A 26,610-nucleotide genomic window follows, 5' to 3' on the forward strand; every position below is an offset into this window, starting at 1 on the left:
GGCCCGCGCGTCGGTGCCGGCTCCTATCCTGAAGGTTCAGACAACAGCGGTGGTTCCCAGGGGGAAGAGTGACGGTCTTCGACGACCTCGTCGGTCAGCAGGGTGCGGTGGGCCGGTTCCAGCGGGCCGTGGCCGGCGCCGCCGACCTCGTCGCCGGAGGGCGGGGCACCGGGATGACCCACTCCTGGCTGTTCACCGGTCCGCCCGGCTCCGGCCGTTCGGAGGCCGCGCGGGCCTTCGCCGCGGCCCTCCAGTGCGCCGACGGCGGCTGCGGGCACTGCGACTCCTGCCACCAGACCCTCGCCGGGACCCACCCCGACGTGCTGTACGTGCGGCCCAGCGGGCTGAGCTTCGGCGTGGCCGCCACCCGCGACCTCGTGTTGCGCGCGGGTTCCAAGCCCTCTGGCGGGCGGTTTCGGATCGTGCTGTTCGAGGACGCCGACCGTGCCACCGAGGCCGCCTCCAACGCCTTGCTCAAGGCGGTGGAGGAGCCTTCCCCGCGCACGGTGTGGCTGCTGTGCACGCCCACACCCGAGGACCTGCTCGTCACCATCCGCTCCCGCTGCCGCCTGGTCACCCTGACCGCACCGAGCACCCGGGAGCTGGTGGAGGCCCTCGTCCAGCGCGACGGGATCGACGCCGGCACCGCCCGCTCGGCCGCCTCCGCCGCCGCCGGGCGGATCGACCGGGCCCGGCAGCTGGCCACCGACCCCGAGGCGCGCAGACGCCGGGAGGAAGTGCTGTCCATCCCGGTCCGGCTCGACGGGCTCGGCGCGTGCGTCACCTACGCGGCACGGCTCTACGAGATCGCCGAGGAGGAGTCCAAGGCCCTCACCACGGCGCTCGACGAGAAGGAGAAGGGAGAGCTCAAAGCCGCGTTCGGTGAGGGTTCCACGGGCAGGGGCGTAGCCAAGGCGATGCGCGGCTCGGCGGGCGCGATGAAGGATCTGGAGGAGCGGCAGAAGCGCCGCGCGACCCGGACCAAGCGCGACTCCTACGACCGGGCCCTGCTCGATCTGGCCGCTTTCTACCGGGACGTGCTCACCTTGCAGCTGGGGGCCCGGGTGGAGCTGTCCACCGCCGAGCGTTCCGGCGACCTGGAGCGCGTCGCGCGCGCCAGCACACCCGAGTCCACGCTGCGCCGGATCGACGCCATCATGGAGTGCCGTGAGCGCATCGCCGCGAACGTGCATCCCCAGATCGCCATGGAGGCCATGACCTCAGCCCTCCTGGCCGGATAGCCGGTACGCCCGGCCCCGCCGCCTCACGGGGTTCGCGGCGGCACGAAGGGCCGAGAGGGCGTGGGGGCCAGGCCGCGCGGGGCCTGGAGCAGCCGAGTGACCGCCGGAAACGGTCCCTCGGGCCCGGAGGCCGCGCCGTTCGTGGAGAATGGTGCGGCGTTGACACACGCCGACCATGGTCGGCCGGAAGCGAGAGGGCGGACGCCGGTGGGGATGAGGGTTCGGGGATCGTGGGCGGCAGTGTTCGCCGGGGTCGTGCTGTCGGCGACGGCGTGCACGGCGGACCAGGAGGAGTCGCCGAGAGAGGGGGACGTCCCCGAGGCATCGGGCGGACTGGCCGGCTTCTCCGAGCAGGAGTTCGCCTGGGGCGAGTGCGACAGCGGCACGCCCGGTACCGAGTGCGCGACCTATGAGGTGCCCCTGGACTACGACGCCCCCGACGGCGAGCGCGTCGAGATCGCGGTCAAGCGGCTCCCCGCCAAGAGCGGCGACGCCCTCGGCTCCCTACTGGTCAACCCCGGCGGCCCGGGCGGCTCCGGGTATGACTTCGCCGACCACGCCCCCTACATCGTCAGCGACGCGGTGCGCGAGAAGTTCGACGTGGTCGGGTTCGACCCGCGCGGGGTCGGGCGCAGTTCACCGCTGACCTGTCTGGACGCCGAGGGCATCGACGAGTTCCTCGGGGGGACGGACAGCGTCGAGGGCGACGGCGACATGGCCGAGGTGACCGATGCGGAGCTGGAGGAGCTGGAGGAGGAGAGCCGCGGCTTCGTCGAGGCCTGCCAGGCCAACGACCCCGAGCTCATGCTGCACATGGGCACCGCCAACGTCGCCCGCGACATGGACATCCTGCGCGCCCTGGTCGGCGACGAGCAACTCACCTACCTGGGCGCCTCCTACGGCACCCACATCGGAGCCCAGTACGCCGAGCAGTTCCCCGACCGGGTACGTGCCCTGGTGCTCGACGGCGCCGTGGACCCCGGCCAGGGGCAGCTCGACCTCAGCGTGGCGCAGGCGACCGGCTTCGAGACCGCCCTGCGGTCCTTCGTGGAGGACTGCCTCGACCGGTCGGAGTGCCCGCTGGGCGGGTCCGGTGACAGCGTGGACGACGGTATCGAGACCCTGAGCGGTTTCCTGGCCGACGCCGCCGAGGAACCGCTGTCCAACAGCATGGACGCCCGCGAGGTCAACCGGGCCCGCGCCGAGCTGGGCGTGCTCTCCGCCCTGTACGCCGAGGACCGGTGGTCGCGGGTGCGCGAGGGCCTCACCACCGGAATGGAGAACGGCGACGGCACCGTGCTGATGCAGCTCGCCGACGACCTGTACGGGCGTGACGACCCGGCCGCCTACGAGAACTCCACCGCGGCGCTCATCGCGGTGAACTGCTCCGACTCCGCCAGCCCGCGCGACGTCGGAGCCTACGCCGACGCCGCCGCCGAGGCCGGTGAGGAGTCGCCGATCTTCGGGCCCACGCTGGCGTGGGGCGCGCTGCCGTGCGCGTACTGGCCGGAGGAGGCGGTGGCCCCGACCGCCGAGCTCAGCGGTGCGGGTGCCGACCCCGTCATGGTGGTGGGCACCACACGGGACTCGGCCACCCCGTACGCGTGGTCCGAGGCGCTCGCCGAGCAGCTGGACTCGGGTTTCCTGGTGACCCGGGACGGTGACGGTCACACCGGCTACCGGATGGGCGACCAGTGCGTCGACGAGATCGTGGACACCTACCTGATCGACCTCGCCGTGCCCGAGGACGGGATGGCCTGCGCCTGACGGGAGCATTCGGCGGGTGTGTATCCGGCACTCCGCGGAGGCGCTAGACTGGTGACCGCTTCGCCGCGTGTGACACGCGGCGTCGCGCCGCCTTAGCTCAGTCGGCAGAGCGATTCACTCGTAATGAATAGGTCGTCGGTTCGATTCCGACAGGCGGCTCCGACACCAGGCCCGCCCGGTCATCCGGGCGGGCCTGGGGCGTTTCAAGGGCTTGTTAGCCACCGGACGATCCTCCGACGTGTCGGCCCGCGGATGTGTACTGCCGGAAACGTGGGTAGGCGCACGATATGAGCTTGATGTTCATGTTGTTCGCGTTGTCGGGGTCCGTCCTCGTGCTCGGCGGTGGCTCCTACGTGCTGCGCTGGCTCTCCGCCCGTATGGATGAAAGAGCCACGGCAGCGGAGCCCCCGGGTCCTGGGCCGCCGGTGGAGTCGTACTCGCAGGTGGGCGGGTACGTTCCCGCGCCCCGGGAGCCCGACGGACTGCCGCTGCCGCTGTGTGTGCGCGTCCGGGACCTGGTCGCCCTGGGACAGGGCGAGGAGGCGGTGCGGATGGTGTGCGGGCGGATCGACGTCGATGAGGTCCGTGCCCGCAGGATCGTCGCGGAGATCGGTGGCGACGACCGGATCCTGAACCCCTGAGGGCCGCGGGCCCGACAGTACGGTTCCGGGCTCCGGCGCGGGTCGCCCCGGCACGCCGACGGCCCCGGCCGTGTCACGGACGGGGCGGAGGCCGCGCGTTTCGCCGGGTCCTCAGGCGCGCTGCCGGTTTTGGAACCAACCCCACACAGCGGTGGCCACGAACAGGACGGCGCCGATGACGGCGAGCCAGAGCAGTCCTTTGACGACCATGCCGACGATGGTGAGGATCAGCCATATCGCCAGAAGCACCAGGATGAAGTAGACCATGTCGCCTCCTGAGTATGTACGTTCGGTCAGGATACCTACCCGTTCTGCGACGAGTCGCACGTACATGGGCCGTTCGGAAGGCGGACGCTCCTGTCGCGGTGCCGGTTCAGCCGGGCGACACGGAGCTGTGCGGGCCTGGCAGCCCGCCTGTCGGCGGGGTTCAGGGCCAGGTGCCGTCCACCACGGTTCCGTGGCCGGGCCTGCTGCGGTCGAGCCACTCCTGGCGGTTGCGGGCGAAGGCGAGGGACCAGTCGATCTGTCGCTGGTGCAGTTCGGCCAGACTGGCCGAGGCCAGCTCCGGGTGCCGGGCACCGATCTCCTCGGCCAGGGACAGCGCGGCGGAGGCGTCGGCGGACGCGGTGTGGGCGTCGGTCAGCTCCACTCCGTAGTACTCGCACATGGCGCCCAGGTTGCGCTTGCCCCTGCGGTAGGGATCCACGCCCCGGTCGATCACCAGGGGGTCCACCACCGGCGCGGGGGGAGCGCCCAAGCGGTCGGGGAGCGACGGCAGCCCGTGCCGTCCCAGCTCGCCGGAGAGCACCCGGAGGTCGTAGGGGGCGTTGAAGACCACCAGCCCCTGACCGGCGGAGAGGTGGTCGACCAGCGCCTGGCTGATCTCCTCCAGGCACTCCGCGGCCGGGCGCCCCTCGGCGCGGGCCCGCTCCGTGCTGATCCCGTGGATGGCGACGGCCTCCGACGGGATCTCCCGGGGGCCGGGGTCCACCAGCCAGGTGAGGGACTTGCCCTCGCGGTCCACCAGCGCGGCCGACACCAGGAAGGCGGTGTCGGGGTCCCGGGAGGAGGTCTCGGAGTCGAAACCCAGCAGATGGGTGGTGTGCCAGCCCAGGTGGCCGCCCCGGGCGGGAGGGGTCGGGCGCGGCTCGTGCTCGGCGCAGTAGGTGCGCCAGCGGCCGCCTTCCTTGACGACGGCACCCTCGCCAACGCCGACGACGGACTGGCAGCCGGTACATGTCCCGGGGTAGCGGTTGCGCATGGGTTCCTCTCGGGGCGGATGGTCGACACTGCCATGAGCAGCGGCGATTCAGGAACATCGTAGAACGGTCCGGTGACAGTCCGGATATGAACACGAGCGGAGGCACACGTGACCGGTGTGTGCAAGTGCTGACTTCTGGGGAAGGGAGAGACATGAGTCTGGAAGAGGCATCACGTCAACTGGAAGCCGCCGTCCACGACGCCCGGGTCTCCTTCGACTGCATCCTGCTCGAGGAATTGGACCGGGCACACACGAACGCCATCACCGCACGTGCCGCCGTGGACGCCGCGGAACAGGCGATCAGGGTGGAACTGGAAAGACGGCAGTCAGCCGAGGGCGGCACGTCCGAGCCCTCGGGGAGCGTGGAGTGACCCGCAGCCGCCTCGAACACTTTTTCGAACAAGAGGTATGCTGGGAGGCATGCCCGATCAGTCGCTGACGCCGGACTGGCCCGCGAGTGTCCACCCGCCCGGGTCGGATTCCTTCGAACAGACGGCCCTGGTGTGGCTGTTCGACCACGTGCCCGCGGACTACCGGCTGCACGGCGTCCTTCGGCGGCATCCCGTCGCCCTCTCCCGGCTGGCCCGCCAGTACGTCTCCTCGGCGCTGGAGGCCGCTCGGGAGGGGTACCGCACGGCACGGATCGACCTGCGCGACCACCTGCCCCCGCACGCCCTCGACCAGGTGATGAACGCCTACCTCGCCGAAGGGCGGCGTATGGCGGGGGTCCTCAGGTCGGTCGAGGCGGTCGACGCCGCCCTGCGCGCGGCCGCCGCCGGACGGGGCGCGGATGGGTGACCCGCCGCGCCCGGTCGAACGCTCAGGCGGTCACCCGGACCACCACGGCCACCTCCTCACCCGTGTTCACCAGGAAGTGACCGCCCCGTCCAGGCTCTCCCGTCGCCCCCACAACCCGGGCCCGGCCCGCGGAGAGCTCCGACGCCGAGCGCATCTGCCCGTCGGGGGCCGAGGTGATCAGGTGAGCGCGGCCGCTGACCAGATACAGCACCTCCATGCCGTGCGGCCGGGCGGAGCGCGGAGCGGGTCCGGACACGAAGCTGTTGGGTTCGAGCGACACCGCGGCCACGCGGAGCCGACCGCTCGCGTGGCGCCGGGCGACGCGGGGCGCGAGTTGCCAGTGCCCCCGCCGGTGCGGCCACAGGGCGGGCCTGTCCAGGGCGGCCGCGGCACCGCGGGCGGCGGCCACCAGGCGCCCGACGGTCGGCAGGCGGCGCTCGCCCAGGTGGGCGTAGCCGGAGCTACGTCCGGCGTCCACCACGTCGCCGATCCCCTCGGGGGAGACGTTCGCGATCCGGGCGGAGGGCCGGGCGGTGACGGTCTCCCGGGCAGGCAGTACGGCGGTGCTGGCGAGAGTGCGCTGAGGCATCGTGAGAGGATCCTTCACGTGTGCGCGCTCGGGAACGAGAGCGCGCGGATGTCGTCTGGAGGCCCCGGCGCTCCGGGGCGGCAGGGGCCTTCGCGCGCACGTGCGCGCGGACGGAGATCACCCTGCGGGATGTGCCTCACGGCCGGGCCGCGCGCGTTGAAGCGGGCGGCGCGGAAGGGCACGCGGCTGAGCGGTGGCGTATGCGAACGCCGGACGGCTCAGTGACGACAACACGGACACGCCGCACGGGCCAGGCGGCTGGAGGCCCCGGGGGCCGTACGAGCCATGGCATCGGTGCGGGTGCGCGGATACATGGGTGTAAGGAGACCAGCAAAGTCCGGGAGGAGTCAAGCGATGGTCCGGCGATCCCGCGTGTCGGCCCCACCCCCCCCGGCGCCTCCCGGCGTGTTGCGGGCGGCGCTCCGCGGTGGTGACATGTGGAACCCGAGTACGGTGTGCGGCTCCGCTGGAAAAGGCATCCTCCCAGCCGTAGTGACAGGAGGGGCCGTTATGGCATCCGTTCCCAGAAGGTGCAGTTGAATTCCGAGGCACCGGGACTGTGGGCGCGTGTGCTGGTTCGCGCGCTCGTCGTCACGGCTGCCGGGGTGATGGCGCTCGGCTTCCTCGGCCCCGAGGCGGCCGTGCTGGTCACGGTCCTGGCCGTGCTCACCTTCGTGCTGCTGTGGCTGCGCGCCCGTACCCAGGGGCGGCCGAGTCCGGAGCCGCCTCCGGGCGCTCCCGGAGATCCGGAGCGCCGCCACCCCTCCAGCGGGGACTGAGCCTTCCGGGATCCCGGGCCCGCGTACGCCACGGCCCGGCGGGGTGTCCCCGCCGGGCCGTCGTCGCAACACCGAGACACGTGTGGTCGGCGCTTATTTGTCGCTCTTGAGGTCGGAGATGTGCGAGGGGTCGCCGTGCGCTCCGGCCTCCTCGGCACGCTTGACCGAGGCCACGATCTCCTGCTCGGCCTCGTGGCGGCCGACCCAGGTGGCGCCCTCCACGGACTTGCCGGGCTCCAGGTCCTTGTACACCGTGAAGAAGTGCTCGATCTCCAGGCGCTCGAACTCGTTCACGTGGTGAATGTCACGCAGGTGCTCCTGACGCGGGTCCGTCGCCGGGACGCAGAGCAGTTTGTCGTCGCCCCCGGCCTCATCACGCATACGGAACATGCCGATGGTACGGGCCCGGATGAGGCAGCCCGGGAACGTAGGGGCCTTGAGCAGTACGAGGGCGTCCAGGGGGTCGCCGTCCTCGCCGAGGGTTCCCTCGATGAACCCGTAGTCAGCGGGGTAGGTCGTGGAGGTGAACAGCATCCGGTCGAGACGGATGCGGCCGGTCTCGTGGTCCACCTCGTACTTGTTGCGCTCCCCCTTGGGGATCTCGATCGTAACGTCGAATTCCATGCTGATCTCGGCTCCCAATGCGACTAATGTCGCCGTATAACTACAACGTCAGGCCGCGACACCAAAGGAAGGGCAGGTGCCCCGGGTGCGACGGGTACGAGGCGAGGCGTTCCTCGCGCTGGCCCTGCTCAACATATTCGTGCTGGTCACCGGGTTCGTCGCCCTCGACATGATCGAGGCCCGACCGCTTCCCGCGGTGCCCAAACCGGTCACGGACGCCGAGGGCGTGGCGGCGGCGGAACCCGCGGCCTCGACTCCGGCGGACCCGGAACGGATCGCGGACATCCTTGATGATCCCATGTCGGCTTCCGGGATCGAGGAGGGCCTCTCCGGTTACGTCATCGACGGGGCTACCGGCCAAACCCTCTTCGAACGGGATCCGGACACACCCGTGACCCCGGCGTCGACTACGAAGATCGCCACGGCCGTCACCGCGCTGGACACCGTCGGCCCCGACCACGTGTTGCGCACCGAGACCTACCTCGATCCCGGGGAGACCCGGGTGGTGCTGCGCGGCGGGGGCGACGTGACACTGACCGCGACCGCGGAACCCACATCTTACCCGCAGGTAGCCACTTTGGAGGAGCTGGCCGAGCGCACCGAGGACGCGCTGGCGGAGCAGGGGCTCGACACCGTCTCCCTGGGTTACGACGACTCGCTGTTCACCGGTCCGGACACCGGTCCCGGTTGGAAGCCCACCTACGTCACCGAGGGCAGCACCGCCACGGTCCACGCGCTGCTCATCGACTCCGGGCGCCGCTCCCCGGGCGCCAGCGGCTACGGCTCGCGGGTGACGGATCCGCCGCTGGCCGCCGCGGAGGCCTTCGCCGAGCAGCTGGAGGAGGCGGGGATCGCGGTCGAGGGTCCTCCGGTCGAGTCCGAGGCCGTCGGGGAACCCGTCGCGAGCGTCGACTCGGCTCCGATGTCGGCCCTGGTCGAGTTCATGATGCTGGCCAGCGACAACAACATGGCCGAGTCGCTGTCACGGATCGCCGCGATCGAGATGGGCGAGGAGCCCTCCTTCGACGGCGGGGCGGCGGCCACCCACCGGGTCATGGAAGGCCTGGGCGTCGACGGGGTGGAGTTGGCCGACAACAGCGGCCTGAGCCCGCAGAACGAGATCACGCCGCGTGCCCTGGTGAAGCTGTTGGACCTGGCCGCGAGCGGCGAGCGCCCCGAGCTGAACGCCGCCATCACGGGACTGCCCACGGCGAACTCCACGGGCACACTGGCCAAGGCGGGCCGCTACTCCGAGCACTCGTCCGCGCATGAGGGCGCCGGGTTGGTGCGCGGCAAGACCGGCACCCTGAACGGGGTGAGCACGCTGGCGGGGAGCGTCCACGACCAGGAGGGCAACACGTTCTTCTTCGCCTTCATGGCCAACCACCCGATGGCCGAGGGCTTCCGCCTGGATCTCCTCGCCGCCGCGCTCAGCCGGTGCGGCTGCTCCTGACCGTGCCCGGCCGTTCTCAGGGGAACCCTGGAAGCACCCGGAATTGCGACCCTGATCCCCGTGCCCTCCGAGGCTGCGTGGGTAGGGTGGCGGTGTGACTGTGATCGACTGGGACGTAGCCGTCAACACCGGTGTCCGCTTGGTGCGCCCTGGGCCCCAGGTGGACCTGTCCGACGCACGGCAGGCCGTGGCGCAGTTGCGCGAGCTTTCCACCGTGGCGGCCGGGCATGTGCGCGAATTCACCGGAATGAACCCCCTCGAACCAGCGGGCCCCGCGGTCATCGTGGACCGCCCCGGCTGGATTCGAGCCAACGTCGACGGGTTCCGAGTGGTCATCGAACCCGTGCTCGAACAAATGGGCGCTGACCGGCTCAACAGCGGTCCCGCCGGGAACCTGACCACCGCGGTCGGCTCCCGGATCACCGGTGTGCAGCTTGGAGCGGTGCTGTCCTACCTGGCGGGGAAGGTCCTCGGCCAGTACGAACTCTTCCTGCCACCGGGCCCCGACGGCAGCCTGCCGACCGGCCGCATGACCCTGGTGGCGCCCAACATCGTCAACACCGAACGCGAGATGGACGTCGACTCCCGGGACTTCCGCCTGTGGGTGTGCCTGCACGAGGAGACCCACCGCATGCAGTTCACGGCCACGCCGTGGCTGCGCGGCTACGTCCAGGAGCTCATGCAGGAGCTGCTCCTGTCCTCGGAGATGGACGCCGGCGACCTCATCAGCAGGCTGCGGTCCGCGGGCGAGGCCGTCGCCGACGCCGTCCGCGGCGGCGAGGGCAACCTCATCACCGCCATCCAGAGCCCGGAGCAGAGGGAGATCATGGACCGGGTCACCGCGGTCATGAGCCTCGCCGAGGGCCACGGCGACTTCGTCATGGACGAGGTCGGGCCCGACGTGGTGCCCACGGTCGCCACCATCCGAGCCCGCTTCCAGAAGCGCCGCGGGTCGGCCAACCCGATCGACCGGGTCATGCGTCAGCTGCTCGGCATGGACATGAAGATGCGCCAGTACGAGGAGGGCGCCGCCTTCGTCCGCGCGGTGGTGGCCGAGGTCGGTATGACCGAGTTCAACAAGGTCTGGACCTCGCGCGAAACCCTGCCCACCCTGGCGGAGATCCGTAACCCCACCGCCTGGATGGACCGGGTCGTGCGCCAGACCGCCATCACCGAGTGAGCGGTCCGCCCCCCGCCGTGGCCGCCGTCCGCTCGGCGGTGCGGCGTGCACTGTCCGCCCTGCCCGCCGACACCACGGCGCTGGTGGCGTGCAGCGGTGGCGCCGACTCCCTGGCCCTGGCCGGGGCGGTGGCCTTCGAGGCGCCGCGTGCGGGCCGGGCAGCCGGGGCGGTCACTGTCGACCACGGGCTCCAGGAGGGCTCGGCCGAACGCGCCGAGTCGGTGGCCAAGGTCCTGCACGGACTCGGCCTCCACCCGGTCCTGGTCCGCACCGTGGAGGTCAACGGGAGAGGCGGACCCGAGGCCGCAGCCCGGTACGCCCGCTACGAGGCGCTGGACGGCGCGGTCGCCGACCACGCACCGGCGGCGGTCCTGCTCGGCCACACCCTCGACGACCAGGCCGAGACGGTCCTGCTGGGCCTGGCCCGCGGATCCGGGGCCCGCTCCTTGGCGGGAATGGCCCCGAGCACCGGCCACTATCTGCGCCCTCTGCTCGGCATGGACCGCGCCACCGTGCGCGAGGCCTGCGAACGGATGGGTCTGGACGCCTGGGAGGACCCGCACAACCTCGACCCCCGCTTCGCCCGGTCCCGGGTGCGCCACCAGGCGCTGCCCGCCCTGGAACGGGCGCTGGGTCCGGGGATCGCCGCCGCCCTCGCCCGCACGGCCGGGATGCTGCGCGCCGACGCCGACACCCTGGACCTGTTCGCCGACGGGCTGTACACCGAGGCGACCGGGGAAGCGCCCCGGAACCCGGTCGGACCGGAGTTGGCGGTGGCGCCCCTGGAGGCGGCCCCGGCCTCTCTGCGTACCCGGGTGCTGCGCCGCGCCGCGCTGGCCGCGGGTTGCCCGGCCGGCGCGCTGACCGCCCGGCACGTGCGTGAGCTGGACCGATTGGTCACCGAGTGGCGTGGCCAGTCCCACATCGACCTGCCCGGCGGCGTCCGCGGTCGCCGTGTCACGGGCCGGATCCGGTTCGATCGCTGATGCCGCGTACCTCCGGCATGTCACGCCCGCTGACGCGCCGTTTCGGAAGGTGGGACCCCGCTCCGGCGTCGTTGCCGTGTTCGGCACGTTTATCCTGGTTGCCGCAAGCGGGGAATCCAGCAGCGAGGACATGAGCGTGGACGCTAAGGACATGGGCCAGGACCTGGAGAAGGTCCTGGTTACCGAGGAAGAGATCAAGACGCGTCTGGAGGAGATGGGCGCGCGGATCGACGCTGACTACGCGGATAGGGACCTGCTCATCGTCGGCGTGCTCAAGGGCGCGGTCATGGTCATGGCCGACCTCGCACGCGTGCTGCACACACCCGTCTCCATGGACTGGATGGCGGTCTCCTCCTACGGGGCCGGGACCACGTCCTCCGGGGTGGTCCGCATCCTCAAGGACCTGGAGACCGACATCAAGGACCGCGACGTCCTGATCGTCGAGGACGTCATCGACTCCGGTCTGACCCTGTCCTGGCTGATCGGCAACCTGAGGTCGCGCGGTCCCCGTTCGGTGGAGGTCTGCACCATGGTCCGCAAGCCGCTGGCCTTCGACGTCGATCTCGACGTCAAGTACACCGGCTTCGACCTGCCCAACGAGTTCATCGTCGGTTACGGCCTCGACTACGCCGAGAAGTACCGCAACCTGCCCTTCATCGGCACTCTCGCACCGCACGTCTACGAGAACTAGTCTCGGTGCCGCCGCGCGTGAGGCTCCCTCTGAGGGGCTCACAGGAACGGGCGGGGTTCCGACACCGGGAACACACGGCGGTGCGCTGTCGTTGCTCTCATGACGGCTCCTGTCCGTTCCCGCGCGGTGCGTCCGCCCGGCGGGGCGAGGTGTACCGTCGAATATCCCGGCTATATCCCGGGGAGCCACGTGTCCGTTAGGTCCTGCTTCGGAAAGTCCTCTGGGGCGGGCGGCCTGGTCAGGAGGGACGGACCCGACAGGGTTTCGCTCACATGAATCTGAAGCGCTTTTTCCGCGGCCCGTGGATCTGGATCCTGGCCGTCGGCCTCATGCTCATTATCGGTTTCCGCGTGTTCGACGTCGGTGGCGGCCCTCAGCCCGAAGAGGCCGACATCTCAGAGGTCCACCAGCTCATCGAGCAGGACCAGGTGGACAACGCCGAAATCGTCGACCGCGACCAGCGCATCGTGTTGACCACGGTCGACGACGAGATCTACGAGGCGTACTGGGTCGAGGGCCAGGGGTTGCAGCTGGCGGACATGCTCCAGACCTCCCTGGACAGCGAGGACACCGCGCTGGAGTCCTACGAGGTCTCGGTCGCCACCACGCCCGTCTGGACCACCGCCCTGTTCAGCCTGCTGCCGCTGATCATCATCATCGTCATCTTCTGGTTCATCTTCAGCCAGATGCAGGGCGGCGGCTCACGCGTGATGAACTTCGGCAAGTCCAAGGCCAAGCTCATCACCAAGGACACGCCCAAGAACACCTTCTCCGACGTCGCGGGCGCGGACGAGGCCATCGAGGAGCTCCACGAGATCAAGGAGTTCCTACAGAACCCGGCCAAGTTCCAGGCGATGGGTGCCAAGATCCCCAAGGGCGTGCTGCTGTTCGGCCCTCCCGGAACCGGTAAGACCCTGCTGGCCCGCGCCGTCGCCGGCGAGGCCGAGGTGCCGTTCTACTCCATCTCCGGTTCGGACTTCGTCGAGATGTTCGTCGGTGTCGGCGCCTCCCGGGTGCGCGACCTGTTCGAGCAGGCCAAGGCCAACGCACCCGCGATCATCTTCGTCGACGAGATCGACGCGGTCGGCCGCCACCGCGGCGCCGGTATGGGCGGCGGGCACGACGAGCGCGAGCAGACCCTCAACCAGATGCTGGTCGAGATGGACGGCTTCGACGTCAAGGGCGGCGTCATCCTCATCGCCGCCACCAACCGGCCCGACATCCTCGACCCGGCACTGCTGCGCCCCGGCCGCTTCGACCGGCAGGTCGTCGTGGACCGTCCCGACATGGACGGCCGCCGCGACATCCTCAAGGTCCACGCCAAGGGCAAGCCCATGGCCGACGACGTCGACTTCCAGGTCATCGCCCGCCAGACCGCCGGGATGACCGGTGCCGACCTCTCCAACGTCATCAACGAGGGCGCGCTGCTGTCCGCCCGCGGCGACAAGCCGGTCATCACCCACGCCATCCTGGAAGAGGCCATCGAGCGGGTCATGGCCGGGCCCGAGCGCAAGACCCGTGTGATGTCGGACCAGGAGAAGAAGGTCATCGCCTACCACGAGGGCGGCCACGCCCTGGTGGGCCACGCGCTGCCCAACTCCGACCCGGTGCACAAGATCACCATCCTGCCGCGCGGACGCGCCCTCGGCTACACGATGTCGGTACCGACCGAGGACAAGTTCCTCACCTCCCGCTCGCAGATGATGGACCAGCTCGCCATGATGCTCGGCGGGCGCGCCTCCGAGGAGCTCGTCTTCCACGAGCCCACCACCGGTGCGGGCAACGACATCGACAAGGCCACCTCGCTGGCCCGCAACATGGTCACCGAGTACGGGATGAGCGAGCGTCTGGGTGCCCGCAAGTTCGGCTCGTCCAACTCCGAGCCGTTCCTGGGCCGGGAGATGTCGCACGCACGCGAGTACTCCGAGGAGATCGCCTCCATCATCGACGAGGAGGTGCGCCGCCTCATCGAGTCCGCGCACGACGAGGCCTACGAGGTCCTCGTCGAGTACCGGGACGTCCTGGACGACCTGGTCGTGGCACTGCTGGAGAAGGAGACCCTGAGCAAGGACCAGGTGCTGGAGATCTTCGCGCCCGTGCGCAAGCGCCCGAACCGCGGCTCCTACACCGGGTACGGCAAGCGTCAGCCCTCCGAGCGGCCGCCGGTGCACTCGAAGAAGGAGCTCGCCAGGCTCAACGGCTCCGAGGTCCGGCCCTCCTCCACCAACGGACGGCTGCCCGGCTCGTCCACCAGCATCGAGGGAGACGACGAGTGAGCGGCGCCGACGAACTACCGCCCAGATCCGTGGACCGGCCACGCATCGAACGGGCAGTCCGTGAGATCCTGAGCGCCATCGGAGAGGACCCCGACCGCGACGGCCTGGTCAAGACCCCCGAGCGGGTCGCCAAGGCCTATGAGGAGCAGTTCGCGGGGTTGGGGCAAAAGCCCGGTGACGTGCTCACCACGGTGTTCGAGGCCGACCACGAGGAGATGGTCCTGGTCAAGGACATCGAGCTCTACTCCACGTGCGAGCACCACCTGGTGCCGTTCTACGGGGTGGCGCATGTGGGCTACATTCCCGGCGCCGACGGCCGTATCACCGGCCTGAGCAAGCTCGCCCGCCTGGTGGACGTGTACGCACGCCGCCCGCAGGTGCAGGAGCGGCTCACCGGGCAGGTGTCCGACGCGATCATGGACCACCTCCAGCCGCGCGGTGTGATCGTCGTGGTCGAGGCCGAGCACCTGTGCATGACCATGCGCGGGGTGCGCAAGCCCGGGGCCAAGACCGTCACCTCCGCGGTTCGGGGGATCTTCCGCAGCAGCGACCGGACCCGCTCCGAGGCGATGAGCCTGATCCTCGACCGCCGGTAGGGGCTGCCGGGCCCCGTGGGAAGGGTCGGAAGGGGGCACCGGGCCGGAGCCCCGTGCGGAACGAGGGCAGCACGGTGCCAGCGGGGGGTGGGACCCCCTTATCCATGAGACCCCGCAGCGGCACCCGCCCGCCAGGGGCGTCCACGGCCTGTGGACGGGTGGCGTCGCGAACACTCCCAGGAGGGGCCGGGGGACACGCTCCCGGCCCTTCGGCGTAAGCGTAGGGTGATCCTTATGGGGCCGAAACACACACTTCCGGGCCTGCCCGATCTCGGGCGGTGCCTGGTCATGGGGGTAGTCAACGTCACCCCCGACTCCTTCTCCGACGGCGGAGCCTGGTTCGATCCCGACAGGGCGGTCGAGCACGGGATGCGCCTGGTCGAGGAGGGCGCCGACATCATCGACGTGGGCGGTGAGTCCACCCGCCCCGGCGCGCAGCGCGTCTCCTCTGGTGAGGAGCTGCGCAGGGTCGAGCCGGTCGTGCGCGAACTCGCCGCGCGCGGCGTGCCCGTCAGCGTGGACACCATGCGCGCCGAGTCGGCCGAGAGGGCCGTGGAGGCCGGAGCCGTCCTCGTCAACGACGTCAGCGGTGGACTGGCCGACCCGGCCATGGCACGTCTCGTGGCTTCTTCCGGCGTTGCCTACGTGTTGATGCACTGGCGTGGGCATAGTCATGACATGCAGAGCCGTGCCGTGTACACGGATGTCGTCCAGGAGGTCCTAGAGGAGCTCCGCGACCGTATGGAGGCCATGATCAGTGCAGGTGTCGACCCCGGCCAGATCGTTCTGGACCCCGGGCTGGGATTCTCCAAGCGCCCCGAGAAGGCCCACAACTGGGCGCTCCTCCACGACCTCGAACGCTTCCACGAACTCGGCCGCCCGGTGTTGGTGGCGGGGTCGCGCAAGCGCTTCCTGAGCCGTCTGCTCGGTGACCCCAAGGGCGAGGACCGCCCGTTCACCGAGTGTGACGCGGCCACCGCCGCCGTCACCACCCTGGCCGCGGACCGGGGCGCGTGGGCCGTGCGGGTTCACGACGTACGTCCCAACGCCGATGCCGTGCGCGTGGCCGCGGCCTGGGCCGACGGGGGCGCCAGCCTGGACCAGGGGCGCGCCGAGCCGGTGGAGCGGGGCGGCCTGTGAAGTCCCGCCAGGAGGTCATGGAGCGCGTGGCCGAGGCCAACGCGCAGTTCTACAGTGCCATCGAGAACGGCGACATCGACCTGATGCGCAGCGTATGGGCGGAGGAGCACGAGGCACCCGACCTGGTGTGCGTGAACCCCGGCTGGCCGCTGCTGCGCGGGCGCACCGAGATCATGCGCGCCTGGTCGCTGATCATGGCCAACGTCACCTACATCCAGTACGTACTCACCGAGACCCACATCGGGGTCGGCGGCGAGGTCGCCATGGTGACATGCGAGGAGAACGTGCTGACCGCCGAGGAGGACAGCCCCGGCTTCGTCGCGGGCGGCCAGGTGGTGACCACCAACCTGTTCGTGCACACCGACCAGGGGTGGCGGCTGTGGTCGCACCACGCCTCGCCGGTGCTGATGGAGGAAGATGAAGAGGGAGAGGCCGGCGATGCGTGACCGCGTCGCGCTCAGCGGACTGCGGGCCCGCGGCCACCACGGCGTGTTCGGCTTCGAGCGCAGGGAGGGCCAGGACTTCGTGGTCGACGCGGTGCTCCACCTGGACACCGCCCCGGCCGCGGCCTCCGACGACGTGGGCGACACCGTGCACTACGGCCTGCTCGCCGACCGGCTGGTCGCGATCGTGACGGGGGAGCCGGTCAACCTGATCGAGACCCTCGCCGCACGGCTGGCCGCGGAGTGCCTGGCCGAGCCGCTGGTCGAGAGGGCGGAGGTGACGGTGCACAAGCCGTCTGCGCCCATCGAGCACGAGTTCACGGACGTGGCGGTCACCGTTACCCGGGACCGGTCGGAGTCCGAAGGACGGGAAGCGCGGACGCGGCGGGAGCCCGGAGACCTCGGCGACCCCAGAGACCCGGGAGGGCCGGGGGATCCCGGGCGCCGGGACGAACGGCGGGTGCGGACGTGACCCGTGCCGTGCTCTCCCTGGGATCGAACCTCGGGGATCGGATGGCGACCCTCCAGGGCGCCGTGGACACGCTGCTGGGCGGTGCTGACGCGCCGGTCCCGGTGGCGGTGTCCCCCGTCTACGAGACCGCGCCCGTGGGCGGACCCGAACAGGGCGCCTTCCTCAACGCGGTCCTCGTCGTGGACACCGACGACGGTCCCCGGTCCCTGCTGGAGCGGGCCCAGGCCGCGGAACGGGCCTTCGACCGGGTCCGCGAGGTCCGTTGGGGCCCGCGCACGCTGGACGTGGACGTCATCGCGTTCGGAGACGTGCGCGACGACGACCCGGAGCTGACGCTCCCGCACCCGCGTGCGCACCTGCGGGCGTTCGTGCTCCAACCGTGGGTGGACACCGATCCCCTCGCGGAGCTGCCCGGCCGCGGCCCGGTCGCCGGCCTGCTGGCGTCGGTGACGGCGGAGGACGGCGGGGACGAGCAGCAGCTGCGCCGACGCGGGGATCTGTGCCTGCGTCTGCCGGGCGAGGAGGACCGGCGCTGATGTCGGAGGAGGACGAGGGGCGGCTGCGCCCCACCGGGTGGCGGGGCCCCGCGCTGCTGGCGGTGGTCGGCGGCCTCCTGGGAGTGCTGCTCACCAACTCCCTGGCGGGGCTGCCGCCGCTGCCGTGGTCGGCGATCCCGACCCTGCTGCTGCTCGCGCTGGCGGAGGGCTACACGGCCGGGCGGACCCGGCGGCGTATCCGTCGGGACCCGGGTACCGAGCCGATCCAGCCGCTCAGCGCCGCCCGGCTGGTCGCTCTGGCCAAGGCCAGCGCGCTGTTCTCCTCGCTGGCACTGGGCTTCTTCGCTGGGATGGCGCTGTCGGTGTCGGACACGCTGGTGCTGCCCACCCACTGGCAGGTGTTCCTCACCGCGTTGGGCACGGCGCTGTCGGCGGGTCTGCTGCTTGCCGCCGCCCTCTCCCTGGAGTACGCCTGCCGGGTCCCCGACGACGATGACGAGAACGATGACGATCCGCCGGGTGTCACCTAGAGGTTCCTAGTTCCGGTGTCTTCACCGCGTAGCGCCGGAAAGAAGCGGGAAAGCAATCTTTCGTCCGATTCCGATCCCGCGCCGAGCCGTTCCGGCGGACCCTTGCCCGCGGATGGTTGACTGGCTTCGTGGAGACCAGTGACCCGACATCGCCGCCGAGCCCCGCCTCTCCGGACGGACGGACCCAGCCGGACGGGCCGCCACGGCCGCTCGACGCCGTGTTCGCGCCACCCGCGGAATCCTCCTGGAACCGCGTGTCGCCCGCTCTGGCCTGGTATCGCAGGATCGTGGTGGGCGCCCTGTGCCTGATCGTCGGTGGCGGAGGCGCCCCGCTGCTGTTCGTGTGGGCCTCCTGGCCCTGGGCCGCCGCCTGGGCGGCGCTCGCCCTACTGGCCTTCGTCGTGGGCTGGGTGCTGGCCGGACTCTTCCGCCGGTCGTGGGGTTACACAGAGGCCAGGGAGGAGCTCTACCTCACCTACGGGGTGTTCGTCCGGCAGCTGGTGGTCATCCCCTACGGCCGTATGCAGGTCGTGGACGTTACCGCCGACATCCTCGAACAGGCCTTGGGGATCGCCACCGTTCAGGTGCGCACCGCCGCCAGCACCGCCGACACCCGGGTGGTCGGGCTGCCGCTGGCGGAGGCCGTGCAGATGCGCGACCGGCTCGCGGCGCGCAGTGAGAGCTTCTCGACGGGGTTGTAAGTGCACGGACCAGCTCACCCGCCAGGACAGCCGTACGACCGCGGGGACGCGTCCGCCGGTCGCTCCGGCCCGCCCGGACCGCAGCACCAGCCGGACCGGCCCACGCCGCCACCGGGCCATCACGGCGCCCCACAGGGGGGACCGCCTCCGGGAGCCCCCGGAGGGCCCGTGGGATCCCCGTGGCCGCCCCCGCAGGTGCCCACACTCCTGCCCCCGTCCGTGGGATGGCGGCCGCCGCCCGTCGTGCGCCCCCGGCCCGAGGCCGACGTCACCACCGGTGTGTACCGGTCCCACTGGATGATCATCCCGCTCCAGGTCATCGCGGTGACCCTGGTCTTCGTGGCGCTGGTGGGCCCGATCCTCAACACCTTCGGTCTCGGTTGGGTGGTGCTGATGACGGTGGCCGTCGCCTTCGGCACCCTCGCCTACGCCCTGCCCGCCTGGTGGTACGGCACCTTCGGCCTGCGCGAGGACCATCTGGTGGTCCACAGCGGCCTCGTCATGCGCAGCTCGCGCGAGGTCCCACTGAGCCGTCTACAAGCGGTGGACGTCGTTCGGCCGCTGCTCATGCAGGTCTTCGGCATGGCGGAACTCCGCATCGAGATGGCGGGCGGCGACGGGAGCGCCATCCGGCTGCGCTACCTGCCACGGAACCTGGCCGAGCGCATGCGGGTGGCCATCCTCGCGCACGCCGCCGGGCTCCCCGGGCGCTCGCCCGAGGCGCCGGAGTGGCCGTTCTACCGTCTGCCGTTCCTGCTCCTGCTCGGTGCGCTCACCTTCCGCGTACCGATCCTGCTGTCCTTCATCCTGTTGCTCATGCTCGCCACGGCCGGCTCGGTCTTCGGCGAGCCCGGCGTGTTCGGTGCGCTGCTGCCGCTCACCCTGGGGCTGCTGCGCTACTTCTGGGGCCCGCTGACCCGCTACACCGACTACTACGCCTCCCTGTCCTCCGACGGCCTGCGGCTGCGCTACGGCATGTTCCAGCGCCGCATGCAGACGGTCCCGCCGGGCCGGGTGCAGGCCGTCCGCGTGGTCGAGCCCCTGCTCTGGCGTGCTCTGGGAGTGGCACGGGTCGAGGCCAACGTCGCCGGGTACGCGGGCGCTCGCCAGGGCGACTCGGCCACGCTGCTGCCCGCCGCACCGCGCCGCAGGGCCTTCGCGCTGGTCAACGAGCTCTTCCCGGAGAGCGAGGCGGCGTACGTGCCGCTGGTGCCCAACCGCAGCCCGGTGCCGAGCATGGTGGGAGTGGACGAGCGCCTGTTCGTCAGCACCCGCGGCCTGTTCTGCCTGGTGACGGAGATCGTCCCGGTGGAGCGCGTACAGGCCGTGCGCCTGGTGGCGGGGCCGCTGTCCCGCTTCACCGGCCGGATCGCGGTGGACGTGGACACGCCCCCGGGGCCGGTCCGGGCGAAGGCCTCCGGCCGCGAGGCGGGGGAGGCGCGCCGCTTCCTGGACGCGCTGGTGGAACACGGGCGCCGGGCCCGAGTGCCCGCGGCGGGCACCGAGCGCTGGGCGACCCGGTCGACCCTGTCCCGTCGGCCCGGAGACGCCGGATCCGCTCCCGCCCGGCCGGAGGGGCGCTCGGAGGGGCCCCAGCGCCCCCGTTCCGCGGAAACGGAAGTCCAAGGTCCCGAACCCGGAGGACCGGAGCCAGGGGAATCGGAAACCGGGAAAACCGGCACGCCGGACACCCCTGTCGAGGGTGGGACGGAGAACCCCGGGGACACCCCCGGGCACTGATGTGGCGTGTGTCACATTAAGAGGTCAAAGTGCTTCCAGTTATGGTTCACATGTCGGACATGGGTGCTCACTGAAGGTGATAACTCCCGGTGGCGGGCGCGAAACGCTTTGGCATTCTGGTCACACGGAGCGGTTGAGTATGGCTAAATGGTGGCCGAACACGAGGAGTGTTCGCTGTCATACACATCGCAACGTTATCGACCGGTTGGCGCCCCCCCGCCAACGGGTCTGACGGGAGAAACACATGCTGAAGAAGGCTTTCGCCGCCAGTGCCATCGTCGCCGCCGCCTCGGGTGTCCTGTTCACCGGTTCTCCGGCCATGGCCAACAGCGACGTCTTCACCTCCGGCAACGGATCGATCCTCGGCGGCAACCAGCTCGTGGCCGACCTGGACGTCCCGATCAACCTCTGCGGCAACGCCATCGCCGTTCTGGGCAACGCCGGCGCCGCCTGCGTCGACTCCGGCGCCACCGTCAAGAACTAGGAACCGTTCTTGGCCGCCCTCGCCCGCACCGGCGAGGCCGACCCGGGTGAGCGGCCCGCCGGGCCGCCTCCTGCGGGGCGCGGCGCGCGACGCGGCCGTGGTTGGCCTCGCAAGCGTCACCGGCAGCGGCGAGAGGCGGCCTGAGGGACGCGAACGCGGAACAGCCCACACAACCCGGCCCAGCGTTCCCGGGGTCGGATGGGGGCCGTGAGCTCCTCGAGCGAGGCGCCATCCCGTGACGACGGGGTGGCGCCTTCGTCATGTTCCGTCGGGGGGGCGGTCCCCCTCCGCGCGGCCGGACCACCCCCGCCGTGCTTCCCGCGTGCCCCTTCCTGGTTCCAGCCCGACCCGGCCAGCCGCAACCTCCCATTGGTGCCTGACTGGAAACGCGTTCGCCCGTGACGCTGCGCGTTCGTCCCTCCTGCGGATGCGGAACCTTTGTCCCGATCGGCCCGGGAAGTGGCTTCACGGAGCGTGTCCTTAGTAGTATTCAACGTAATGACACCAGCTCAAAGCGGGTGAGTGAGGGCTCTTCGCGGGTAGCTTCGTCTCGGCGCGCCAAGGCGCTGACGAAAACCACCAGTCCGGCGCGGTCCCCCCGACCGGACACAGAAGGAGACGCGTAGTGCTCAAGAAGACGCTCGCCACCGGTGCCGTGATCCTCGCCTCCGCCGGGGTCCTCCTCACCGCCTCGCCGGCGGCGGCACACGCCGGTACCTGGACTCACAACTACGGGTCCGAGCTCAGCGGCAACCTGGCCTACATCAACGGCATCGAGAACGAGAACACGGGCTGCGGCAACTCCAACGCGGTCATGGGCAAGTCCCTCGGCTCCTGCGTCAACCACGGGGTGATCATCCAGAACTAGGGAGTGTTCTCCTCGGAGCCCTGCTCCGCCCGCCCGTCGCCCTCCACCACCCTCAACGGACGCCTGCGGCGCGGAGCTCTCCCGTCGCCCTCCACCACCCTCAACGGACGCCCGCGGCGCGGCCGCCCGTGGTCCGGGTGCCCGAACGGGGATCCCGCGAGGGGGCGGCCGGGGAAACCGGGGTACGGGGGCGGACACACAGTGTCCGTCCCCACGTACGTGTCCGGGGGCGGGGCGGCAGGCCACCGGTCAGGGAGGACTATCGTGTGCTCAGGCGTCACGGTGAGGCAGAATCCGGACGCACCGCACCACGAGGGGGCACACACATGGAGACGACGCAGGGACGCCCCGCCCGCCTGCGAGTCGGCGTCATCGGAGCCGGTCGGGTCGGCTCCGTCATCGGCCAGGCCCTCGGCCGCGCCGGGCACAAGGTCGTCGCCGCCTCCGCGGTCTCCGAGGCATCCAAGGCCCGTGTCTCCGACCGCCTGGCCACCGCCCGCGTCCTCGAACCGGCCCAGGTCGCCGAGTCCAGCGACCTCGTCCTGCTCACCGTCCCCGACGACGCCCTGCCCGAGCTCGTCGAGGGCCTCGCCTCCACCGGCACCGACCTGCGAGGCAAGATCCTCGTCCACACCAGCGGGGCCCACGGCTACGGCGTTCTCGCCCCGGCCACCCTCGTCGGCGCCCTCCCGCTCGCGCTCCACCCCGCCATGGCCTTCACCGGACGTGACGAGGACGACGACCGACTCGCCAACTGCGCCTTCGGCGTCACCGCGCCCGAGCAGCTGCGACCGATCGCCGAGGCCCTCGTCGTCGAGATGGGCGCCGAACCCGTGTGGATCTCCGAGGACAAGCGCACGCTCTACCACGCGGCCCTCGCCGGAGGCGCCAACCACCTGGTCACCCTGGTCGCCGACAGCGCCGCCCTGCTCGCCTCAGCCGGGGTTCCCGAACCCAACCGGGTGCTCGCTCCCATGCTCAGCGCCTCCCTGGACAACGCTCTGCGCCTGGGCATCCACGGTCTGAGCGGGCCCGTCCTGCGCGGCGACGCCGGAACCGTCGCCGGGCACATCGAGCAGCTGCGCGAGAACGCCCCCGAGAGCGTGGCCAGCTACGTCGAACTCGCCAGGCTCACCGCTGACCGAGCCATCAACGCCGGGATGCTCAAGCCCGAGGACGCCGCGCGCCTGCTCGACGTCCTGCGCCGCTGAGGCACGCCCACGGCAGTACCCGGCAGCCGCTCGCAGAACACCACCACGGGAAACCACCGATGACCGAACCCACACCGCAGCCCCCGACCACCGGCGGGCCCCGCCTCGCGCACACACCCGACGAGCTGCGCAGCGTCCTCGCCGACGCCGGACGCGTCGCCCTCGTCCCCACCATGGGCGCACTGCACGAGGGCCACCGCACCCTCATGCGGCTGGCTCGGGAACGTGCCGACACCGTGGTCGTCAGCATCTTCGTCAACCCGCTCCAGTTCGGGCCCAGCGAGGACTTCGACCGCTACCCCCGCACCCTGGACACCGACACCGCCGTGTGCGCCCAGGAGGACGTCGACGTGGTCTTCGCCCCCACCGTCAACACCATGTACCCCACCGAGCAGGTGGTCACCGTGCAGGCCGGTGCGATGGGAGAGCGCCTCGAAGGCGCCTCACGCCCCGGGTTCTTCACCGGCGTGCTCACCGTCGTCAGCAAGCTCCTCCACCTGGTCGGCCCCGACCTCGCGGTCTTCGGCAGCAAGGACGCCCAACAGCTCGCCGTGGTCCGCCGCATGGTCGCCGACCTCAACATGCCGGTGGAGATCGTCGGCGCCCCCACCCTGCGCGACCCGGACGGCCTGGCCACCTCCAGCCGCAACGTCTACCTCTCCGACGCGGAGCGGGCCAGTGCCCTGTCCCTGTCCCGCGCCCTGACCGCGGGCCGCCGCGCCGCGGCCGACGGCCCCGACGCCGTCCGCGCCGCCGCCCAGGCCGTCCTGGACGAGGCGGCCAAGGCCGAACCGCCAGTCGAACCCGACTACCTTGCCCTGGTCGACCCCGCCACCTTCGCCGACGCCTCCGACGGACACGAGGGCGAGGCCGTCCTCGCCGTCGCCGCCCGTGTGGGCGCGACCCGGCTCATCGACAACGTGTCGGTGACCCTGTAGCCGTGCACGGCCCCCATCCTCCCCGGCGCGCAACGCGGCCGTGCCGCGCACCGGCGGCACCCCGGAAAAGAGAACCCAGATGAGCACACCCACCCAGACACGGCTCGACGCCCCCGAACCCGGGTGGACCGTCGAGGCCGACGTCGCGGTCGTCGGATCGGGCATCGCGGGCCTGAGCACCGCACTGCGCTATGTCCAGCGCACTGAGCGCGGCCGAGTCGTGCTCGTCACCAAGGACCGGCTCTCCACCGGCTCCACCAGCTACGCCCAGGGCGGGATCGCCGCCGCCATGGCACCCGAGGACGGGCCCGTCGCCCACATGGTCGACACCCACCTGGCCGGGGCGGGCCTGTCCGATCCCTACGCCGTCAACGTCCTGGCCACCGAGGGACCCGACGCCCTGCGCTGGCTCATCGGTCTGGGCGCCGAGTTCGACCGCTCCGCCGACGGACGGCTGTCCCTCACACGCGAGGGAGGTCACCGCGCCGACCGCGTCGCACACGCGGGCGGCGACGCCACCGGTGCCGAGATCCAGCGCGCCCTCGTCGCCGCCGTCCTCGCCGAGGACCGGATCGAGGCCATCGAGCACGCCGTCGCCTTGGACGCCCTGCGCGACCCCGGCACCGGGCACGTCTGCGGCGCCACCCTGCACGTCATGGGCGAGGGCGCCCGTGACGGTGTCGGGGCCGTGCTCGCCCCCGCGGTGGTCCTGGCCACCGGGGGCATGGGACAGATCTTCGCCGCCACCACGAACCCACCCGTGTCCACCGGTGACGGCCTCGCCCTGGCCGCACGGGCCGGGGCGCGTCTGCGCGACCTGGAGTTCATCCAGTTCCACCCCACCGTGCTTTGGCTCGGCCCCGAGGCGCGCGGCCGCCAGCCCCTCGTCTCCGAGGCCCTGCGCGGTGAGGGCGCCTACCTCGTGGACGCCGAGGGAGGCCGCATCATGGAGGGCGTCCACGAGCTGGCCGACCTGGCCCCGCGCGACGTGGTGGCACGCACCATCGCCCGCACCATGAACGAGCGGGGCGTGGACCACGTCTACCTGGAGACCCGCCACTTTGGCCGGGACACATGGGAGAGGCGCTTCCCGACCATCCTCGCCTCCTGCCGCGAACACGGGGTCGACCCGCTCGTCCAACCCGTCCCCGTCGCCCCGGCCGCCCACTACGCCTCCGGCGGTGCCGAGGTCGACATCGACGGCCGCACCTCGGTCCCCGGCCTGTGGGCCGTCGGCGAGGTCGCCCGCACCGGGGTACACGGCGCCAACCGGCTCGCCTCCAACTCCCTGCTGGAAGGGCTGGTCTACGCCGACCGGATCGCCGCACGCCTGGCCGACGCGCCCGAGCCCAGGCCCTCGCGCGGTATCGCCTCCGGAACCGTCACGCCGCTCGCGGACCCGGCCACCGATCCCCGGGTGCGTACCCTGATGTCACGCCACGCGGGGGTGCTGCGCACCGGGGAAGGGCTGACCGAACTGGTCGCCGAGCTCGACGCCCTCGCCCGTCCCGCATCCCCCGCCATCCCCCACGTGGCCGCCTGGGAGACCGCCAACCTGCTCACCGTGGCCCGTCTCGTGGCCGCCGCCGCACTGCACAGGACCGAGAGCAGGGGCTCCCACCAGCGGGCCGACCACCCCGGAGCCCGGCCCGGGCTCCGGATCCGGCCCGTCGTCGTCCGACTGGAAGGGGATACCACCGTGACCACCGACGAGGACTGGACGCCCTCCCTGCCGCCCGCGCTCGTCGCGGAGCTGGACGCCGTCACACTCCCACTGGGACCGGACACGGCTCCGGGCGGTTCGGACACCGGAACAGTCGCCGATCCGGACTCCCGCGCCGAGTTCACCCTTCCCTACGCCGCGCCCTCCGAGTCCCACGTGGACCTGGCCCGCCGCGCCCTGTCCGAGGACCTCACCGCCGGTCCGGGCATCGACGTCACCACCGTCGCCACGATCCCCGCCGACCAGGTGCGCACCGCGCACGTGGTGGCCCGTGCCGACGGCACCGTCAGCGGGCTCCCGCTCGCCGAGCTCGTGTTCTGGCTGGTCTGCGACGGTGTCCTTGAGGCGCACCGCACCGTGGAGGACGGTGCCGCGGTCAAGCGCGGCGACGTGCTGATGACCGTCAACGCCCGCACACGCGACCTGCTCACCGCCGAGCGGACCGCCCTGAACTTCCTCACCCACATGTCCGGAATCGCCACCGCCACCCGCGCCTGGGTGGACGCCGTGGCCGGCACCGGCGCCCGGATCCGCGACAGCCGCAAGACCCGGCCCGGGTTGCGTGCCCTGGAGAAGTACGCGGTGCGCTGCGGCGGCGGTACCAACCACCGCTACGGCCTCAGCGACGCCGGACTGGTCAAGGACAACCACGTGCTCGCCGCCGGGGGCGTCGGAGAGGCGGTCCGCGCCGTCCGTGCACGCTTCCCCGACCTGCCGCTGGAGGTCGAGGTGGACCGGATCGACCAGATCGAGGACGCCATCGCCGCGGGAGCCGAGGAGGTCCTGCTCGACAACTTCACCGTCGAGCGGCTCCGCGAAGCGGTCGCGCTGGTCGCGGGCCGTGTCCGGCTGGAGTCCTCCGGCGGGCTGACCCTGGACGTGGCGGGCGACGTGGCCCGCACCGGGGTCGACTACCTGGCGGTCGGCGCGCTCACCCACTCCAGTCCGGCACTGGATATCGCACTCGACCTGTTGTGAGTG

27 protein-coding genes, 1 tRNA gene and 1 pseudogene are annotated in these 26,610 nt (G+C 71.4%); 25 read left to right on the forward strand and 4 right to left on the reverse strand.

Annotated elements, in window-relative coordinates; genetic code table 11:
- Positions 1-68: 68 nt before the first annotated feature.
- The 4 genes from AC0T5L_RS08165 to AC0T5L_RS08180 all read left to right on the forward strand — a co-directional run bounded on the left by AC0T5L_RS08165 (position 69) and on the right by AC0T5L_RS08180 (position 3,649).
- A complete protein-coding gene (locus AC0T5L_RS08165) occupies positions 69-1,241 on the forward strand; it encodes a DNA polymerase III subunit delta' (RefSeq protein WP_476164787.1) in 1,173 nt (390 codons plus the stop codon).
- Between the two features lie 213 nt (positions 1,242-1,454).
- A complete protein-coding gene (locus AC0T5L_RS08170) occupies positions 1,455-3,008 on the forward strand; it encodes an alpha/beta hydrolase (RefSeq protein ID WP_476164788.1) in 1,554 nt (517 codons plus the stop codon).
- 86 nt (positions 3,009-3,094) lie between these two features.
- A tRNA-Thr gene (locus tag AC0T5L_RS08175) sits at positions 3,095-3,167 on the forward strand.
- A gap of 137 nt (positions 3,168-3,304) precedes the next feature.
- Positions 3,305-3,649: a hypothetical protein gene (locus AC0T5L_RS08180; RefSeq protein WP_476164991.1), complete on the forward strand. Its 345-nt coding sequence runs from the start codon at positions 3,305-3,307 to the stop codon at positions 3,647-3,649.
- Positions 3,650-3,760: 111 nt separating this feature from the next.
- On the opposite strand, the gene AC0T5L_RS08185 is transcribed toward AC0T5L_RS08180, so the two are convergent.
- Together AC0T5L_RS08185 and AC0T5L_RS08190 are read right to left on the reverse strand one after the other, a co-directional pair.
- Positions 3,761-3,916 carry a hypothetical protein gene (locus tag AC0T5L_RS08185; RefSeq protein WP_476164789.1) on the reverse strand — a complete coding sequence of 52 codons (156 nt, stop codon included), beginning with the start codon at positions 3,914-3,916 and terminating at the stop codon, positions 3,761-3,763.
- A gap of 160 nt (positions 3,917-4,076) precedes the next feature.
- On the reverse strand, positions 4,077-4,910 hold the full coding sequence (locus AC0T5L_RS08190; RefSeq protein ID WP_476164790.1) for an exonuclease domain-containing protein: 834 nt from the start codon (positions 4,908-4,910) through the stop codon (positions 4,077-4,079).
- Between the two features lie 152 nt (positions 4,911-5,062).
- Here AC0T5L_RS08190 and AC0T5L_RS08195 point away from each other — a divergent pair, with 152 nt between their 5' ends.
- Together AC0T5L_RS08195 and AC0T5L_RS08200 are read left to right on the forward strand one after the other, a co-directional pair.
- Positions 5,063-5,281, forward strand: coding sequence for a hypothetical protein (locus tag AC0T5L_RS08195; protein ID WP_476164791.1), 219 nt, complete (start codon positions 5,063-5,065; stop codon positions 5,279-5,281).
- A 37-nt stretch (positions 5,282-5,318) separates the two neighbouring features.
- Positions 5,319-5,708 carry a hypothetical protein gene (locus AC0T5L_RS08200; RefSeq protein ID WP_476164792.1) on the forward strand — a complete coding sequence of 130 codons (390 nt, stop codon included), beginning with the start codon at positions 5,319-5,321 and terminating at the stop codon, positions 5,706-5,708.
- Between the two features lie 22 nt (positions 5,709-5,730).
- Here the strand turns inward: AC0T5L_RS08200 and AC0T5L_RS08205 are convergent, their stop codons facing one another.
- Positions 5,731-6,297, reverse strand: a complete 567-nt coding sequence (locus AC0T5L_RS08205) for a cupin domain-containing protein (RefSeq protein ID WP_476164793.1) — start codon at positions 6,295-6,297, stop codon at positions 5,731-5,733.
- A gap of 536 nt (positions 6,298-6,833) precedes the next feature.
- On the opposite strand from AC0T5L_RS08205, the gene AC0T5L_RS08210 reads away from it, so the two are divergent.
- Positions 6,834-7,076, forward strand: coding sequence for a hypothetical protein (locus AC0T5L_RS08210; protein WP_476164794.1), 243 nt, complete (start codon positions 6,834-6,836; stop codon positions 7,074-7,076).
- A gap of 93 nt (positions 7,077-7,169) precedes the next feature.
- Here AC0T5L_RS08210 and AC0T5L_RS08215 read toward each other — a convergent pair whose 3' ends face one another.
- Positions 7,170-7,700 (reverse strand): inorganic diphosphatase, encoded by a 531-nt coding sequence (locus AC0T5L_RS08215; protein ID WP_476164795.1) that lies wholly within the window; start codon positions 7,698-7,700, stop codon positions 7,170-7,172.
- 76 nt (positions 7,701-7,776) lie between these two features.
- Here AC0T5L_RS08215 and dacB point away from each other — a divergent pair, with 76 nt between their 5' ends.
- The 18 genes and pseudogenes from dacB to AC0T5L_RS08305 all read left to right on the forward strand — a co-directional run bounded on the left by dacB (position 7,777) and on the right by AC0T5L_RS08305 (position 26,607).
- Complete coding sequence (dacB, locus tag AC0T5L_RS08220; protein WP_476164796.1) at positions 7,777-9,153, forward strand: D-alanyl-D-alanine carboxypeptidase/D-alanyl-D-alanine endopeptidase; 1,377 nt, start codon at positions 7,777-7,779, stop codon at positions 9,151-9,153.
- 100 nt (positions 9,154-9,253) lie between these two features.
- Complete coding sequence (locus AC0T5L_RS08225) at positions 9,254-10,333, forward strand: zinc-dependent metalloprotease (protein WP_476164992.1); 1,080 nt, start codon at positions 9,254-9,256, stop codon at positions 10,331-10,333.
- Positions 10,330-11,319, forward strand: coding sequence for a tRNA lysidine(34) synthetase TilS (tilS, locus tag AC0T5L_RS08230; RefSeq protein WP_476164797.1), 990 nt, complete (start codon positions 10,330-10,332; stop codon positions 11,317-11,319). The genes AC0T5L_RS08225 and tilS overlap by 4 nt, the downstream gene beginning before the upstream one ends.
- A gap of 136 nt (positions 11,320-11,455) precedes the next feature.
- Positions 11,456-12,010: a hypoxanthine phosphoribosyltransferase gene (hpt, locus tag AC0T5L_RS08235; RefSeq protein ID WP_476164798.1), complete on the forward strand. Its 555-nt coding sequence runs from the start codon at positions 11,456-11,458 to the stop codon at positions 12,008-12,010.
- 272 nt (positions 12,011-12,282) lie between these two features.
- The gene (gene ftsH, locus AC0T5L_RS08240; protein WP_476164799.1) at positions 12,283-14,286 is read left to right on the forward strand and encodes an ATP-dependent zinc metalloprotease FtsH; all 2,004 of its coding nucleotides are present in this window, start codon (positions 12,283-12,285) and stop codon (positions 14,284-14,286) included.
- On the forward strand, positions 14,283-14,882 hold the full coding sequence (gene folE, locus AC0T5L_RS08245) for a GTP cyclohydrolase I FolE (RefSeq protein ID WP_476164800.1): 600 nt from the start codon (positions 14,283-14,285) through the stop codon (positions 14,880-14,882). Before ftsH ends, folE begins: the two co-directional genes overlap by 4 nt.
- A 234-nt stretch (positions 14,883-15,116) precedes the next feature.
- Complete coding sequence (gene folP / locus AC0T5L_RS08250; protein WP_476164801.1) at positions 15,117-16,022, forward strand: dihydropteroate synthase; 906 nt, start codon at positions 15,117-15,119, stop codon at positions 16,020-16,022.
- Complete coding sequence (locus AC0T5L_RS08255; protein WP_476164802.1) at positions 16,019-16,468, forward strand: nuclear transport factor 2 family protein; 450 nt, start codon at positions 16,019-16,021, stop codon at positions 16,466-16,468. Before folP ends, AC0T5L_RS08255 begins: the two co-directional genes overlap by 4 nt.
- A pseudogene (folB, locus tag AC0T5L_RS08260) lies at positions 16,461-16,823 on the forward strand (dihydroneopterin aldolase); the annotation flags it as partial. The gene AC0T5L_RS08255 and the pseudogene folB, both read left to right, overlap by 8 nt.
- A gap of 110 nt (positions 16,824-16,933) precedes the next feature.
- Positions 16,934-17,473 carry a 2-amino-4-hydroxy-6-hydroxymethyldihydropteridine diphosphokinase gene (gene folK, locus AC0T5L_RS08265; RefSeq protein WP_476164803.1) on the forward strand — a complete coding sequence of 180 codons (540 nt, stop codon included), beginning with the start codon at positions 16,934-16,936 and terminating at the stop codon, positions 17,471-17,473.
- Entirely contained in the window at positions 17,473-17,964 is a 492-nt protein-coding gene (locus tag AC0T5L_RS08270; RefSeq protein WP_476164804.1) for a DUF3180 domain-containing protein, read from the forward strand. Before folK ends, AC0T5L_RS08270 begins: the two co-directional genes overlap by 1 nt.
- A 254-nt stretch (positions 17,965-18,218) precedes the next feature.
- A complete protein-coding gene (locus AC0T5L_RS08275) occupies positions 18,219-18,665 on the forward strand; it encodes a PH domain-containing protein (RefSeq protein ID WP_476164993.1) in 447 nt (148 codons plus the stop codon).
- A 297-nt stretch (positions 18,666-18,962) separates the two neighbouring features.
- Complete coding sequence (locus tag AC0T5L_RS08280; RefSeq protein WP_476164994.1) at positions 18,963-20,405, forward strand: PH domain-containing protein; 1,443 nt, start codon at positions 18,963-18,965, stop codon at positions 20,403-20,405.
- A 244-nt stretch (positions 20,406-20,649) separates the two neighbouring features.
- Positions 20,650-20,889 carry a chaplin family protein gene (locus tag AC0T5L_RS08285; RefSeq protein ID WP_476164805.1) on the forward strand — a complete coding sequence of 80 codons (240 nt, stop codon included), beginning with the start codon at positions 20,650-20,652 and terminating at the stop codon, positions 20,887-20,889.
- A 625-nt stretch (positions 20,890-21,514) separates the two neighbouring features.
- Positions 21,515-21,757, forward strand: coding sequence for a hypothetical protein (locus AC0T5L_RS08290; protein WP_476164806.1), 243 nt, complete (start codon positions 21,515-21,517; stop codon positions 21,755-21,757).
- Between the two features lie 326 nt (positions 21,758-22,083).
- The gene (locus AC0T5L_RS08295) at positions 22,084-22,968 is read left to right on the forward strand and encodes a Rossmann-like and DUF2520 domain-containing protein (protein ID WP_476164807.1); all 885 of its coding nucleotides are present in this window, start codon (positions 22,084-22,086) and stop codon (positions 22,966-22,968) included.
- Between the two features lie 59 nt (positions 22,969-23,027).
- A complete protein-coding gene (gene panC, locus AC0T5L_RS08300) occupies positions 23,028-23,906 on the forward strand; it encodes a pantoate--beta-alanine ligase (RefSeq protein WP_476164808.1) in 879 nt (292 codons plus the stop codon).
- A 79-nt stretch (positions 23,907-23,985) separates the two neighbouring features.
- Positions 23,986-26,607, forward strand: a complete 2,622-nt coding sequence (locus AC0T5L_RS08305; protein WP_476164809.1) for an L-aspartate oxidase — start codon at positions 23,986-23,988, stop codon at positions 26,605-26,607.
- Positions 26,608-26,610 lie beyond the last annotated feature (3 nt).

The sequence above is a fragment of the Nocardiopsis sp. TRM 82005 genome, from assembly GCF_056312425.1.

Excerpts from the sequence above, each read along its gene's own strand:
- AC0T5L_RS08170 (WP_476164788.1), top strand. The coding sequence starts at position 1,455 with ATGAGGGTTCGGGGATCGTGGGCGGCAGTGTTCGCCGGGGTCGTGCTG.
- AC0T5L_RS08180 (WP_476164991.1), top strand. The coding sequence starts at position 3,305 with ATGTTCATGTTGTTCGCGTTGTCGGGGTCCGTCCTCGTGCTCGGCGGT.
- AC0T5L_RS08185 (WP_476164789.1), bottom strand. The coding sequence starts at position 3,916 with ATGGTCTACTTCATCCTGGTGCTTCTGGCGATATGGCTGATCCTCACC.
- AC0T5L_RS08190 (WP_476164790.1), bottom strand. The coding sequence starts at position 4,910 with ATGCGCAACCGCTACCCCGGGACATGTACCGGCTGCCAGTCCGTCGTC.
- AC0T5L_RS08195 (WP_476164791.1), top strand. The coding sequence starts at position 5,063 with ATGAGTCTGGAAGAGGCATCACGTCAACTGGAAGCCGCCGTCCACGAC.
- AC0T5L_RS08200 (WP_476164792.1), top strand. The coding sequence starts at position 5,319 with ATGCTGGGAGGCATGCCCGATCAGTCGCTGACGCCGGACTGGCCCGCG.
- AC0T5L_RS08205 (WP_476164793.1), bottom strand. The coding sequence starts at position 6,297 with ATGCCTCAGCGCACTCTCGCCAGCACCGCCGTACTGCCTGCCCGGGAG.
- AC0T5L_RS08215 (WP_476164795.1), bottom strand. The coding sequence starts at position 7,700 with ATGGAATTCGACGTTACGATCGAGATCCCCAAGGGGGAGCGCAACAAG.
- ftsH (WP_476164799.1), top strand. The coding sequence starts at position 12,283 with ATGAATCTGAAGCGCTTTTTCCGCGGCCCGTGGATCTGGATCCTGGCC.
- folP (WP_476164801.1), top strand. The coding sequence starts at position 15,117 with ATGGGGCCGAAACACACACTTCCGGGCCTGCCCGATCTCGGGCGGTGC.
- AC0T5L_RS08270 (WP_476164804.1), top strand. The coding sequence starts at position 17,473 with ATGTCGGAGGAGGACGAGGGGCGGCTGCGCCCCACCGGGTGGCGGGGC.
- AC0T5L_RS08280 (WP_476164994.1), top strand. The coding sequence starts at position 18,963 with ATGATCATCCCGCTCCAGGTCATCGCGGTGACCCTGGTCTTCGTGGCG.
- AC0T5L_RS08285 (WP_476164805.1), top strand. The coding sequence starts at position 20,650 with ATGCTGAAGAAGGCTTTCGCCGCCAGTGCCATCGTCGCCGCCGCCTCG.
- AC0T5L_RS08295 (WP_476164807.1), top strand. The coding sequence starts at position 22,084 with ATGGAGACGACGCAGGGACGCCCCGCCCGCCTGCGAGTCGGCGTCATC.
- panC (WP_476164808.1), top strand. The coding sequence starts at position 23,028 with ATGACCGAACCCACACCGCAGCCCCCGACCACCGGCGGGCCCCGCCTC.
- AC0T5L_RS08305 (WP_476164809.1), top strand. The coding sequence starts at position 23,986 with ATGAGCACACCCACCCAGACACGGCTCGACGCCCCCGAACCCGGGTGG.